Consider the following 14674-nt stretch of genomic DNA (forward strand, 5'->3'; position numbering starts at 1 on the left):
ACAGCGCAAGCACCCACACGAATTGCTTGATTCAATTGTTAAAGAGCGGTTGGTTGAGCCTTTCGCTTCAACCGAGGCGCGCATTCTACGCTAACCTCTTGTTCTGTCAAGCGTTTATTTTCAGAAGTTTCAAACTCATTCAAAACTTCGAAACGCTAGAACCGAACAGCGTGCCGAGCGTCTTTCGATCAACTCGTCAGCGGGAGGCGAATCTTACAGCATCCTAAGTTGCTGTCAACTGCCTTTTTCACCGCCGGAGCCAGGAGGCTCGCACCGCCTCCAACCCTTTCTGAACTTCTAACTCGTTGATTATCAAGGAGTTTTTCGTTCATTCCGCGTTGGAAGTGGTGCGCATTATAAGCACATCTGAAACCCCGTCAACCGTTAATTTCAAATATCTCGAAATTAGCTTCGAAGCTCCCAAATACCTCCCCTTCTATATACCTGCCTATCGTGAAGTGACTTTGCGCAGGATCCGCGACAACTCATCAACCGAATAGGGCTTTTGCAACAGTTCAAAGCCATCGGCACCGTGCTTGGCAAGTACGTCGCTGTAGCCTGAGGTCAACACCACCGGCAAGGCCGGGTAACATCGACGCAGTTCATGCAGCAGGTCGATACCGCTCATTCCGGGCATGACCACATCGGAGAACACCACATCAAACCGGTCGACACCCGCGCTCAGCTCAGCCAGTGCGGTATGAGCATCACCGGCCAATACCGTGATGTAGCCCAACTCGGCAAGTGCCTGGGTCGCAAAGACGCCCACATCCGGATTGTCTTCAACCACCAGCACTCGGGTTCCATGGCCTTCCTCAAGCGGTTCATCCGGGTCGCAGGGCTGCGCCCCCCGCTCCTGCCCTTCGACACGCGGCAGATAAAGCGTAAACGTGGTGCCTTTACCCCACTCACTGGCAACCGCTATTTCGCCACCCGACTGTTTGGCAAAGCCGAACACCTGACTAAGCCCAAGCCCGGTGCCCTGACCAACCCCCTTGGTGGTATAGAAAGGCTCAAAAATGCGCTCAAGATGCGTCATCGGGATACCGGTGCCGGTATCGCTGATCGACACCGCGACAAAAGCACCGGCCACCGCCGCATGGCCTCGCACCGCAGGCATGGACTCTACGGCGCGGACCGCAATGGTAAGTTTGCCCTGACCGTTCATGGCATCTCGTGCATTGACCAGCATGTTTACCAGAGCGGTATCAAACTGATTCGGATCGGCATTGACGAAGCAAGCCTGCTCGGGGAGATCCGTCACAATCTCGATCCGCGACCCCGTCAAAGTGCCGATCATTGCGCCGATCGCCCTGACGCTGTCGCCCGCACCAAACACTTCTGGCTTGAGTGTCTGGCGCCGTGCGAACGCCAGCAACTGCCCAGTCAGCTTCGCCGCGCGATCAACCGTTTCCGAGATCGCTTTTATATAGCGGGTGCGCCGCTCTTGATTAAGATCCGGCCGCAGCAGCAGATCGGTTGAAGATCGGATCACCGTCAACAGGTTGTTGAAGTCATGAGCAACGCCGCCGGTCAACTGCCCCACCGCTTCCATCTTCTGCGCCTGTCGCAATGCTTCTGCCTGCTCGCGCTCAGCCGTCACGTGACGCCCCGCCGCATAGATCCGACCGTCCTGAAAGGTGGCCGTCCAGCTAAACCATTTATAGCTGCCGTCGCGGTGTCGAAGCCGGAACTGATACGGCACAGTCAACGGCGCCAACGCGATGCCGCGAAAACTGGCGAGTGTCGCCTCAAGATCTTCCGGATGAATATGCTGGTTAAGCCGCTTGCCCACCAACTCCTGCTCTGACCAGCCCAATTGCTCCGGCCAGCGCGCATTGACCTCATCGAGTACACCGTCCGGCGAGGCAATGACCAGCAGTTCTTGAGACAACCCCCAGGCACGATCACGCTCGCGCGTACGCATGGCTAATACATTGGCCTGCTCTTTCTCGGCGGTGATATCCCGCGCACTGCAATAGACCTTGCCATCCTCCAGAACCGCCACCCATGAAAGCCAGCGATAACTGCCGTCCCGATGCCGACAGCGATTTTCGAAACGCAAAACAGGCCTGCCTTGCGCCGCCTTGGCAAACATCATCTCGCTCTGCGCCAGATCATCCGGATGAATGAACGAGAACAAGGGCGCATGCACATCTTCAGGCGACCAGCCCAACGTGATTCGCCACGCTGGGTTACAGGCTTCAATCACGCCTTGCGCATTGATGACCGAAAGCAAGTCAGGACTGAGCATCCAGGTACGGCTGCGCTCGGTGGCACGCTCATTGACCTTGCGCTCAAGTTCGCTGTTGAGGGCGCGTAACTCATCTTTGCTATTGCGCAGCCTCTGGTCGGAACGATGCCTTTCAATCGCCAGCGCGGCAGTCTGGGCGATCACCGCAATGGCTTCGATATCCCCCGGTGTCGGCGCTCGTGGTTCACCGTAATAAACCGCGAAGGTGCCCAGCACCACACCATCAGCAGCCTTGATCGGCATCGACCAGCAAGAACGCAGACCATGCGAGACCGCCAGGTCCGCATAGCCCTCCCACAACGGGTCATTGGCAATATCATTGACGAACACTGCGCTGCCACGCGCAGCGGCCGTGCCACACGAGCCGATCCCTTCGCCGATGGCAATGCCATGAATGGCCTCGTTATAAGCCGCCGGCAGGCTGGGGGCCGCGCCATGCAGCATGTAATGGCCGTCCTCACTCAGGAACAACACCGAGGCCATCATGTTTTCACTTTGCGCTTCCACAGCGATCACCAGATCACTGAGCACCTCAGCCAGCGGCACGCCCGCAGCAATCTGGCCGAGTACCTTGCGCTCACGCTCGATCAACGCCTTGGGTGAATAGCTGGCACCCAACAGACTTGCATCTATAGAAGGCTTGGCGGACAGTTCTTCAAACACGCGAAATTACTCGTAACATGGCTATCGTCCCTGTTCAGGCAAAGACCGCATTGCAACCCACAAAACGCTGGCGCACCGCCTGTGGGCAAATTGGCATTGATCAACTATACGCCTCGGGCATTGTTCCCAATACGGCTGGTTGGACACCAGCCCCATCGAAAGTTGCCCGCCGCGGCGCCTATTCGCCAGCGCAAGCCCACTGACGTCCGGCAACCCCATTGCCAGAGCCTTGAATGTGGCATCTACCCGGAAACAGTGCTTTCATCGGTCAGACCAATATGCCATCTTGACTGCCGAGACAGTAATAGCAACAAGCCTTTAGCGGACAGGAGTGTCGAAATGCGGATAAAGGCCTCCTGCCTTATCATGTTGATCATTTTTATAGCGGCCCTGTTCGGCATCATGGCTCGCCCGCTCGGCACCCTTTCGTCTCTATGGCCCGCGAACGCCATCCTGGCAGGCCTTATGGTGCGTAATCCGCAGATGGCGACACCGCAAGGCTGGCTGGGTGCGCTGGTGGGGTTCGTGGCCGCCGACGTGTTGACCGGCAGCACACTGCCCACCGCCTTGCTGCTGACCTGTGCGAATCTGGTTGGCGCCGCGATCGGCTGCTTCTACCTGTCACGGCTGGCCAAACCTCATTTGTCCCTGCAAACAACCGAGTCGGTACTGCATCTGATTCTGGTCAGTCTTGCGGCATCGGTCAGTGCCGGCCTGGCCGGCGCGGCAGCCATGCAGTACCTGTTCGGACAGCCCTTTGCCAGTGGCTTCTACTTCTGGAGCCTCGGGGAAATCGTCCATTACGCGATCATCCTGCCGATGGTGCTGGCCGCCCCCACGCCACAACAGACACGCCAATGGTGGCGAAACTTCCGACAGACCGCCAGCTTGCCGGGCCTTTATCGACAAAGCATTCCATTGCTGGCCTTGGTTCTGTCCAGCGCCGCTGCGTTGTGGATTGGCGGCCCTGGTGCAGTGATGTTCTCGGTACCGGCACTGCTCTGGTGCGCCTTGAGTTACAACCTGTTTGGCGCGACCGTCGTGACGCTAATCTTCAGCAGTTGGACGACCATCGCCATCTCCCAACATTACCTCGACCTCTCGGTTACCTGGCCACTGGCAGTGGCCGACCTGCAGTCGATTCGTATTGGCATCCTGCTGCTGACCCTCACCCCTTTGACGGTGGCGATCATTTCTGCTGCGCGTCAGCAGCTCCTGCAACAGGTCCAGCACCTCGCCTCGCATGACCAACTCAGCGGCCTGCTCAACCGGCGCGCGTTCCATGATCAAGCTACCCAATGCCTGCAGGCGCAGCAGCGCCAGAGCCCATTGCTGGCTGTGCTGATGCTCGATATTGATCGTTTCAAAAGCATCAACGACACCTGGGGCCATTCAGCCGGCGACCAGGTACTGGTGAACTTCACCCAGGTGGCCAGCGAGTGCCTGGGCGAGCGCGGTCTATTTGGCCGGGTCGGGGGTGAGGAGTTTTCAATTCTGGTGCCGGTAAGCTCTGCAGATGAAGCAGGCCAGATTGCTGAAAATATTCGCCAGCGTTTTGCACACACTCCGCTTGATCTCGGGGCCGGCAGGCTGATCGAGGCCACAGTAAGCATCGGCGTGGTGACCACCCAAGACGCCGAGCCGCTTAAACAACTGCTGTTGCGCGCCGACCAGGCGCTTTACCAGGCCAAACACCAAGGCCGTAATCGCGTGCAGTTAGCGGTGCCGGCCTGATGTCATCAACCTCTGAACGCTACTGGGCATCCTGCAACGCCTGGCCTACTTGCTTGAGCGAACCTTCGATCGGCCCTGCCAGCAGCTTCAGTTCAGTAGTCTTGCCGCGAATCACCACTTCCATATTGTTCGGCTTGCCCCGCTTGTCGCCAACAATCCGGTAGGTGGTGTCGCCACGAACGAAACTCAGCACCTGACGCACGCTGTCGTAATCGAACGCTTGCGGCTCTGCCTCGGGGTAAACCAGGCCGACTTCGTTGTTGTTATCGACCGCCACATAGTAGACCGGTGAGTGGTCGCCCCAACGGAACAGAATGATGCGCTTGCCCGATGGCGCCAGCCGGAACGCCAGCAGGGTCTGGATTTCTTCGGCCGGGTCCCACAGCGTCCGGGTGGTACTGACACGCTTACCATCGACTTCCCGCCAGCGGGTTTCTCTAGGCAAACCGGCCACACCGCTGGCATCAATCGCCGTCTCCACTTCAATTACGGGCTCACCGCTATCGATGCGGTAAGTGGTAAACCAATGGCTGCAACAGCCACTCTTGGCCATGGTACTGACCCGGCGCGTCTGGGCGTTGTAGTCGAAGAAGCCGCAGTAATTCTGCGCCAGCTCGGTAAACGCCTCACTTCGCCGAAACCCCTCGGCAGTGCCAAGAAACACCTGATACGACGGGCCGTGATAGCAACTGAACTGGCCGTCCATCAGCGCCAGATCCTTGATGCCGTCGAAGTTGAAATCGTCATAAATCAGCACACTCTGCTCGCCGTACGGCAACTCGTGCACATTGGCCTTGACCTTGCCAGTCTTCGGATCGGTGTTCAGCACCAGTTCATCAGAACGCACCTGAAGCAACTCGGCGCCGTCCTGCTTGTTATAGATACGGATGATACCTGGGCGAAATACCTCGTCCTCGGCGGAGATCTCCAGAGTGGCCCGATAATGCTCGGCGAAGTCTTGCAGGTTGTAGGTGCTGCGGGTGATTTCCTGAAACCGGTCGGCGTCCATTTCGCCATAGATCTGCGGCGCACTGGCCGCACTGACCAGCAGCGGCACAAGCAAGGTCATGGTGAACAGGCATAGCCGCTGAATGATGGAAACCGACACGACGCAACTCCCTTTGATTGAGCGATGGTTTGACTGAGCGATGGCGTGCGATTGTCGGTGATTGTTCAGGGAATGTCTGCTGGCTCTCAGAAACAGAAAAGGACCGCCGCAGCGATCCTTTTCTTTCAACCAGTCAGGCTTAGACTGCCTGATCCCATGGGCGGTCGCCGTGCTCGTCCTTGATACGAGTCGGCAGGCCCATCACGTCCAGCAGCTTGAGGAACGGCTCGGCTGGCAGTTCTTCGACGTTGGCCATGTGTTTCACATCCCATTCACCACGGGCCACCAACAGTGCGGCGGCGACTGGCGGAACACCAGCGGTGTAAGAGATGCCCTGGCTGTCAGTCTCGGCGAAGGCTTCGGTGTGGTCGGCAACGTTATAGATGAACACTTCACGTGCCTTGCCATCCTTGGTGCCCTTGACCAGGTCACCGATGCAGGTCTTGCCGGTGTAGCCCGGCGCCAGCGACGCTGGGTCCGGCAGCACGGCCTTGACCACTTTCAGCGGCACGACTTCCAGACCTTCAGCGGTTTTCACCGGTTTTTCAGACAGCAGGCCGAGGTTCTTCAGCACGGTGAAGACGTTGATGTAGTGCTCGCCGAAGCTCATCCAGAAGCGCACGTTCGGTACGTCCAGGTTCTTCGACAACGAGTGCACTTCATCGTGACCGGTCAGGTACAGGTTCTGCGAACCCACGACCGGCAGGTCGTCGGTGCGCTTGACCTCGAACATGGTGTTGCTGGTCCACTGGCTGTTCTGCCAGCTCCACACCTGCCCGGTGAATTCCCGGAAATTGATCTCCGGGTCGAAATTGGTGGCGAAATATTTGCCATGGGAGCCGGCATTGACGTCGAGGATGTCGATCGAATCAATCCGGTCGAAATGCTGTTGCTGCGCCAAAGCTGCATAAGCATTGACCACACCCGGATCAAAGCCCACGCCAAGAATGGCGGTCACGTTCTTCTGCTGGCACTCCTCGAGGTGTTTCCACTCATAGTTGCCATACCAGGGCGGCGTCTCGCAGATTTTGCCCGGTTCTTCGTGAATGGCGGTGTCCAGATAGGCCACGCCGGTATCGATGCAGGCACGCAGCACCGACATATTGAGAAAAGCTGAGCCGACGTTGATGACGATCTGCGATTCGGTTTCGCGGATCAGCGCCTTGGTCGCCTCGATATCCAGTGCATTCAGGGAAAAGGCCTGGATATCAGCGGGCTGCTTGAGGCTGCCCTTGGCCTTGACGCTGTCGATGATGGCCTGGCATTTGGAGATGTTGCGCGACGCGATGGCAATACGACCGAGCTCGTCGTTGTGCTGCGCGCACTTGTGGGCCACCACCTTGGCGACACCTCCTGCACCAATGATAAGAACGTTCTTCTTCAATTTCTTCATGTCTCCTACGACAGAGCCTGCTCAGGACAGGCTGGACAGATAATCTTCAAAACCGAATTCGCGAACCACTTCGACGCTGCCGTCGAGTTGTTTCACGACAATGGCCGGCATTTTCAGACCGTTGAACCAGTTCTTCTTGACCATGGTGTAACCCGCTGCGTCAACAAACGACAGCCGATCGCCGATGGCCAGCGGACGATCAAATTGGTACTCGCCGAAGATGTCACCGGCCAGGCACGACTTGCCGCACACCATATAGGTGTGTTCGCCGTCGTTGGGGGCCATCTTGGCGTTGAGGCGGTAGATCAGCAGATCGAGCATGTGCGCTTCGATGGAGCTGTCGACCACGGCGAGATTCTTGCCGTTGTAGAGGGTGTCGAGCACGGTAACTTCCAGCGAAGCACTCTGGGTGATGCTCGCCTCGCCCGGCTCCAGGTACACCTGCACACCGTATTTCTCGGAGAAGCCCTTCAGGCGCGCGCAGAATTCGTCCAGCGCATAGCCTTCGCCGGTGAAGTGGATACCACCACCCAGGCTTACCCACTCAACCTTGTGCAGCAGCTCACCGAAGCGATTCTCGATTTTTGTCAGCATTTCATCGAACAGGCCGAAGTCACCGTTCTCACAGTTGTTATGGAACATAAAGCCTGAGACTTTATCCATCACTGCGGCAATCTTCTCCGGGTCCCACTCGCCCAGGCGGCTGAACGGGCGCGCCGGGTCGGCCAGCAGGTAGTCGGAGCTGCTCACCTGCGGGTTGACACGCAGGCCACGGATCTTGCCTTCGGTGGCGTCAGCGAAACGCTCCAGTTGGCTGATGGTGTTGAAGATGATCTTGTCGCAGTTGGCGACCATCTCTTCAATTTCGTCATCGGCCCAGGCCACGCTGTAGGCATGGGTCTCACCTGCAAACTTCTGCCGACCGAGCTTGAGCTCGAACAGCGAGCTGGACGTGGTGCCGTCCATGTACTGCTGCATCAGGTCGAACACCGACCAGGTGGCGAAGCACTTGAGCGCCAGCAGCGCCTTGGCGCCAGACTGCTTGCGCACGTAAGCAATCTTCTCCAGGTTGACCAGCAGCTTCTGTTTGTCGATGAGGTAGTACGGCGTGTTGATCATTTCGCTTCCGTAATAAAAGGTCGGCCAACAGGAGTCCGCGAGCCTCCTGAAAAAAGCGGACGCGAATTGTGCCGATAACCGACGTATATCGAAAGTCCATTGAGCAAATTTCGTCCATTACTCAGCATTTGCTGATGGCGGGAGCATGGCCATACAAGATGACAATAATGTGACATTTTCTTGAAAAGGCCGCCCGATCTCCCTTGGCGCCGCACTGTTATTCAGCAAACCCAGACGCGACCCTTGACAAGAAATCCTTTCGTTCTCCATGCCCTAACCCTGCGCCTGACAGAGCATGATCCTTGCATGGTAAAGCTGCGCAGATGACGGGGTCGACTTTCCGTCACCCGTGCGGAATACGAGAGCGATTGGCATCGGCAAATGAGCGCGTTGGACCCATCACGTTACACAGTCATGCTCAGGATGTTTACTTGTAGGTAGCAAAGGCAACCATGCGCCTGGACGGTTGCCGTCTTTTTTCTGAAGTCGTTAAACCGCCTTTTTCTGGTACGCCTGCCTGACCGACTGTAACAACAGACCCGTTCAACAGCACTGACTCAGGACGAGCGCATCAAATCAATCAGTAAGGTGTTATGAATGAAATGGAAAATTCGCGATAAAGTTCTACTGCTCTCTGTTATTCCTGCCCTGTTGCTGGCGTTGATCATTCAATTGCTGGCGCTCTCTGAGCAGCAGAAGCTCACCGAACAGAGCACGCAAGAAACACGCGACGCCTTGATCAAGACCCGCAAAGCTGAACTGCTCAGTTACCTGGACATCGCCTATAGCACGATCAAGCCGCTGTATGAGGGTCCGGATGCAATGTCTCCTGCGGTTCAGGAGGAAGCCCGCCGTCGCCTGCGCGACCTGCGTTATGGCAGCGATGGTTACTACTTCGGCTACACCGACAACGGTGACCGGGTGTTCCTGGCAGGCAAAGACGAAGGCAAGAACTTCTGGGACATGCGCGACACCCATGGTGTTTACCTCATCCGTGAATTGATTAGTGCAGCCAAAAGCGGTGGTGGCTTTGTCACCTACTACTTTCCAAGGCCCGGAGAAGACACTACCGCATACCCCAAACTGTCTTACAGCCGTTACTTGGACAAATGGAAGTGGAGCGTTGGCGCAGGCTTTTACATTGACGGCGTCGACAAATTGATCGACGAACAGGTTCAGAAACAACAACAAGCCATGCAGGTGCTGCGCTGGAAACAGTGGAGCATCATGGGCGCCTTGCTGGTGCTGCTCAGTCTGGTTGCCGCCTATGTGGCACGCAGTATCGTCAAACCCATCAAACTGTTGACACTCAACCTGGAATCGCTGGCGTCGGTGGAAGGTGACCTGACCCGAAAATTGCCCATCGATGGTAATGAAGAAACAGCGCAACTGGCAGATGCCTTCAATAGCTTCGTGGGCAAGATTCGCGAAATGATTCTGAGCCTGGCGCGTTGTGCGCAGTTACTCGAAGAACACAATGCTCAGTTGGGCCAGAGCACCAAGCACGCGGCCGATGCGTTGGTTCGCCAGGCCGAGGATGCCGACCAGGTCAATCACGCGATGGAGCAAATGGCGCTGGCCACTCATAACGTCGCACAGTCAGCGCAAAGTGCTGCACAAACCACCAGGGACACCGACGATCAGGCCCAGAGCATGCAAGCCAACGTCGGCCAGACCATCGTTGCCATTGGTGATCTGGCGCAAGGCATCAGAACCGCCGCGCAGGATATCCAGAGTCTGGGCAATGATGTGGAATCGATCGGCTCGATTCTCGATGTGATTCGAGGCATTGCCCAGCAGACCAATTTGCTGGCCCTGAACGCAGCAATTGAAGCCGCTCGTGCAGGGGAACAAGGGCGGGGTTTTGCCGTGGTCGCCGATGAAGTGCGCTCCTTGGCGCAACGCACCCAGCAAAGTACTGAAGAAATTCAGACCAAAATCAGCCAATTGCAACAAGGCGCACGAGCGGCGGTGGTCACAATGCAGGACAGCCTCAGCGGCAGTGAAATTGCAGTAGAGAAGGTCAGTGGCACTGCGAGCATTCTGGAGGGGGTCAGCGGCGCCGTTTCCGAGATCAACAGCATGAATAACCAGATCGCAACAGCGGCTGAAGAGCAGTCGAGCATCGGCAGCGAGGTCAATCAGAGCCTGTCGCAGATCAGCCAACACCTCAAGGAAACGCAGACCATTACGGCACGCAACAATGGCCTGTGCGTGCAACTCGACGAGCTGTCACAAGAACTGAGCGTTCTGGTCAAACGCTTCAAGGTCTGACGTTTACTGGGGCCACTTCTCCAGAAAACCGCGCAATTGATAAAACAGCAAGCCCCGTGGCCGTCCTCACTGTGACAACTACGGGGCTTTTGTCGGAGCGCTCTTGAAGTGCTATTGCGTCAACCGCACCACCTCCAACCTCCGATCCGCCTTGATCTGTTCATCCCTGAACGGCAACACCTGCCAATCCTGCCGCGAGAACAACTCGGTCTGATCCGCAAAATGCTTCGAAGCCGGATCACTGGATTGCGAGAACGCCAACAATCCCTGAGCCACCGGCCCTTTCTCATCAAAGCTGACCAACTGGATATAGCTGCTACCGCTGACCACCTTCAGCGAGCCATCCTTCTGCGGCACGCTCTGGATCGCGTTGTACACCCCCAGATGCCCATCGCCGCCCGGAATCGGGATGCGTTTGCCGTTGTGCGCAACGGCCTGCAGTTGACCCCAGGTTACATCGGCCGGCAGTTGCAGTGCATCGACCTGAGCAATTGCCTTGTGCAGCATGTCGGCTACCGCTTTGGCCACTTCCGGTTGGTGCCAGTCGATGCCGCGCGGCGTGGTCTGCGGGTTGTTGCTATCGAAGGGTACGCTCCAGCCCTTGTTGGCTTTCTGGAATTCCCGGGCGAAGGCCTGGAAGTACAGCCAGCCGATGGATGCCTGGCTGCTGGCGGTGCGGTCCCAGGATTTCATCGCAGTGCAGGCGCGCTCGAAGGAGGTCTGGTCCTTGAGTGCCGCGCACCATTGCAGTAAGTCATCGAGCAACAGATTGGCGGCATGTACGCGCTCGCCGCTGACCAGATCCTTGAGGAAGGCTTCGCTGATGGGGTTGTTTTCCAGCCCGGCCAGTTGCGTCAGGGCAAAGCGCGCACGCAGGCCCAGTGGTGCACCTTCACGGCTGACCAATGGTGAGAAGCCGGTCAACGGTTCGGCAGGGTTACTCATCCACGCACTGTCGTTGGCGTTCTGCACGAAGTCCTTGCGCAGCAACACCGGCAACTGTGAGCCCGGCACGATACCGGCCTGCAGCGCGCCCTGGGCGGTCTGCCAGTCGCAGGCGCTGCGGCTGCCGTCCAGCCCAGGCAGGCCACGGGCCTGAAGCGCCGGGTCGATGCAGCCCTGCAACTGTTGCAGGCTGACATTCGGCACCACCGAGACATTCATGTAAGCGGCCTGGCCCTGCTGGTCGGCAGCCAACGTGTTGACCCACGGAATGCCCTGGATGCGCTGCACCACGTCACGCAGTTCGCTGACGCTGCCGGCCCGGTTCATCGCGTACCACTGCTCCAGCGCCCGGGTGTTGGCCAGGTTGGCATCCTGGAAAGCATAAGCATGCTGGCTGTCCCAGTCCGCCACGCCCGGCCACTTGATCAGCGGGCCGAAGCGCGATTCATGGATCAGCTGTTTCTGGGTCGTCAGCCTGCCGTCGGCCTCGCGCACCTGAATCTGCACTTCACGGGCCAGCAGCGGGTAGCTCTTGCCGTCGATCAGGTAGCGCTGCGGGTCTTTCGGGTCCAGGCGCAGCTTGCGCAGGGTGAAGTGGCCGGAGGTGTCGACGGTGTGGGTCCAGGCCAGCTTCTGGTTGAAACCGATATTGACCACCGGCAAGCCAGGCAGCGAAGCGCCCATCACGTCCAGTTTGCCGGGGATGGTCAGGTGCATCTGATAGAAACGCAGCGCGCCAGACCACGGGAAGTGCGGATTACCGAGCAGTCGACCACGGCCGTTCTCGGTGCGCTCGCCGCCCACGGCAATTGCATTACTGCCACGCTCGTAGACCGAGCCCTGAATACGTGCGGTATCAATACTGGCGGTTTTCTCCGCCAACGCGGCAGGCGGCACGGCCGCCAGCAGCGGTTCGGCAAAGCGGCCGATACCGCCTTCGACCATCAACCGGTGAATCAGCCGCACCATGTCGGTTTCCTGCAGCGGCCGGACCCACTCGGCGCCCTGACAGGCCTGCGGTGCGCCTTTGTCTTTGAGGTAGCGGTTAAAGCCGGCGGTATAACCCGTCAGCAACTGCTTGACCGGCTCGGGCTGAGCACGCCAGAACGCATCGACCGCCTTGTCGTTATTGAGCCAGGTAAAGAACAGGTCGGAGCTGACATTATCCAGCCGCGCCGAAGACTCGCCCTCACGGCCCATGAATCGCGCACGTTCACCGCGTGCGGTCAGCACTTCTTCGCTGAGCAGGCACAGGTTGTCACGGGCATAGGCATAACCCACGCCATAACCCAGCCCGCGTTCATCATTGGCTCGAATATGCGGGATACCGTAAGAGGTCCAGCGGATTTCAGTCTCGTCCTTATCAAGGGCTTCGCGGGTACATCCCGCCTGCAACAAAACGGCGGCAGCCAGCGCACTTATCAGAAAACTTCGACGCACCTGAATCCCCTTGCAATCAATCAGCTACACCGAACGGGCGCACGGCGTGTGGATGCAGGGAAGACGGATGAACTGCACATAAATTTAACGCTTGGCGCGTGCTGAGTGCTGTTCCATTTCAAACACCCGCACCCGGCAGTGCTTCATGGCATTAACAATGTGTTTTTCGACACTGGCTTTGGATATACCCATCGCGGCGGCAATCTGCTCGTGGCACAACCCTTCAAGCTTGCGCAGCAAAAATGCTTCTCTGCATTTATCAGACAATTCATCGAGCGCCACCATGACCATTTCGGCACGCTGCAGCTCATACAATGAAGCCTGCGGGCTTTGCCGGCGCGGACACTCTTCGGCGATCAGGTCGTTCAAGGGCTCGCTGTGGCGTACCACGTTGCGACGAAAGGCATCGACACACAGGTTTATTGCAGTGCGGTAAAGAAATGCCTTAGGGTATTCAAGTCCATTGAGGCGTGGGCTTTCCAATACTTTCAAGTAGGCGTCATGCGCTACATCGGCCGCCATATTGCGATCGCGCAAGCGTGCAGTCAGATATCCAACCAGACCTTGATAGTACTGTTCCATGTTCACCCCGCCAAAATATCCGCCATCGGATTATTGACACCTGTTCGCCGTGTTAAACAACGCCTAACTGTATATAATTCTCATCTGCATACAAAGAACTTCATGCAGCCTGTTACAAGAAAACTTCAGCCCAACCGGTAGCCGTCATGTCCAGTCAGCCCCCCTCTTCTGTGCCAGACGAACGCATCAGCGATGAGGCGGCGCACTGGTGCATGCGGTTTAACGAGCCAGATTTCTCGGTCCAGGAGCGCGCACAGTTTGAGCAGTGGCTGAGCAGCAGCCCGGCGCATCAGCACGAGTTCGAGGCGATGCAGGAGATCTGGGACATCAGCGAGTTTCTGCCTGCTGCCACAGAGGTAGCGCCGCCGCAGGCACAGGTCATTCCCCTGCCGGTAAAGACCAAGCCTCAAGGCTCTGCCAAGCGTCATTGGGCGACTGCGGCCGCATTGGCCTTTGCGCTGCCGATGGCCGCTCTGCTCGGCTGGAACCAGGGCTGGGTTCCGAACAGCTACCATCGTTACGCCAGCGACAACGCGATCCAGGACATCACCCTGGCCGATGGCTCGCAGGTACAAATGAACACCGGCACGAAGCTGTCGTACAGCAATTACAAAGACCAGCGCAGCGTGACCCTGAGCCGGGGCGAAGCCTTCTTCAAGGTTCGCCATGACTCGGCGCATCCTTTCGTGGTCAATGCCGGCAGCGGCCAGGTGCAAGTCACCGGCACTCAGTTCAACGTCTGGACTTATCAGGATTCAGTGGTGGTGACCCTGAGCGAAGGCTCGGTCAGGGTGCTGAGCGACAAGAGCACGCCCGATCGCATCGCCTACCTGTCACCCGGCATGCAGGCCCGCTACAACCCGCAAAGCGTCGATCCGCAAGTGTCCGCCGCGTCGCTGGACAACGCGCTGGCCTGGCGCAACGGCAAACTGGTGCTGGACAACCTGTCGCTGGCCGACGCCCTGCCGCAGATCAACCGCTACCTGGAGACCCCGGTGCGCATCGCCGATCCGGCCACCGCCCAGTTGCGCATTGGCGGCATCTATAACACCCGCGATATCAACGGCCTGGTACAGGCCCTGCCAAGGGTGTTGCCGGTGGTGTTGAGCCGCAATGCCGAAGGCGAGACGGTAATCAAGCGCAGGTAGGCCGCTGATTGGGG

Annotated in this window: 9 protein-coding genes; 3 read left to right on the forward strand and 6 right to left on the reverse strand. The window is 58.0% G+C overall.

Translation table 11 applies throughout. From position 1 onward, the window contains the following. Window positions 1–448 precede the first annotated feature (448 nt). Window positions 449–2917 (reverse strand): PAS domain-containing protein, encoded by a 2469-nt coding sequence (locus NJC38_RS26715; RefSeq protein WP_144403244.1) that lies wholly within the window; start codon window positions 2915–2917, stop codon window positions 449–451. Between the two features lie 366 nt (window positions 2918–3283). On the opposite strand from NJC38_RS26715, the gene NJC38_RS26720 reads away from it, so the two are divergent. Continuing rightward, a complete protein-coding gene (locus tag NJC38_RS26720) occupies window positions 3284–4651 on the forward strand; it encodes a sensor domain-containing diguanylate cyclase (protein WP_052483400.1) in 1368 nt (455 codons plus the stop codon). Window positions 4652–4670: 19 nt separating this feature from the next. Here the strand turns inward: NJC38_RS26720 and NJC38_RS26725 are convergent, their stop codons facing one another. The 3 genes from NJC38_RS26725 to NJC38_RS26735 form a co-directional block, all read right to left on the reverse strand. Beyond that, entirely contained in the window at window positions 4671–5759 is a 1089-nt protein-coding gene (locus NJC38_RS26725; RefSeq protein WP_253117878.1) for a hypothetical protein, read from the reverse strand. Between the two features lie 139 nt (window positions 5760–5898). Then, window positions 5899–7143, reverse strand: a complete 1245-nt coding sequence (locus tag NJC38_RS26730; protein ID WP_045494286.1) for a saccharopine dehydrogenase family protein — start codon at window positions 7141–7143, stop codon at window positions 5899–5901. A 30-nt stretch (window positions 7144–7173) separates the two neighbouring features. Next, the gene (locus NJC38_RS26735; RefSeq protein WP_253117879.1) at window positions 7174–8271 is read right to left on the reverse strand and encodes a carboxynorspermidine decarboxylase; all 1098 of its coding nucleotides are present in this window, start codon (window positions 8269–8271) and stop codon (window positions 7174–7176) included. Between the two features lie 597 nt (window positions 8272–8868). Here NJC38_RS26735 and NJC38_RS26740 point away from each other — a divergent pair. Continuing rightward, window positions 8869–10545 carry a methyl-accepting chemotaxis protein gene (locus NJC38_RS26740; protein WP_253117880.1) on the forward strand — a complete coding sequence of 559 codons (1677 nt, stop codon included), beginning with the start codon at window positions 8869–8871 and terminating at the stop codon, window positions 10543–10545. Between the two features lie 111 nt (window positions 10546–10656). Here NJC38_RS26740 and NJC38_RS26745 read toward each other — a convergent pair whose 3' ends face one another. Together NJC38_RS26745 and NJC38_RS26750 are read right to left on the reverse strand one after the other, a co-directional pair. After that, window positions 10657–12930, reverse strand: a complete 2274-nt coding sequence (locus tag NJC38_RS26745; protein ID WP_253117881.1) for an acylase — start codon at window positions 12928–12930, stop codon at window positions 10657–10659. Window positions 12931–13014: 84 nt separating this feature from the next. Beyond that, window positions 13015–13512, reverse strand: coding sequence for a sigma-70 family RNA polymerase sigma factor (locus tag NJC38_RS26750; RefSeq protein WP_253117882.1), 498 nt, complete (start codon window positions 13510–13512; stop codon window positions 13015–13017). 146 nt (window positions 13513–13658) lie between these two features. On the opposite strand from NJC38_RS26750, the gene NJC38_RS26755 reads away from it, so the two are divergent. Then, on the forward strand, window positions 13659–14660 hold the full coding sequence (locus tag NJC38_RS26755; protein ID WP_253117883.1) for a FecR family protein: 1002 nt from the start codon (window positions 13659–13661) through the stop codon (window positions 14658–14660). Window positions 14661–14674 lie beyond the last annotated feature (14 nt).

This window comes from Pseudomonas sp. 21LCFQ010 (assembly GCF_024129905.1).
Lineage (GTDB): Bacteria > Pseudomonadota > Gammaproteobacteria > Pseudomonadales > Pseudomonadaceae > Aquipseudomonas.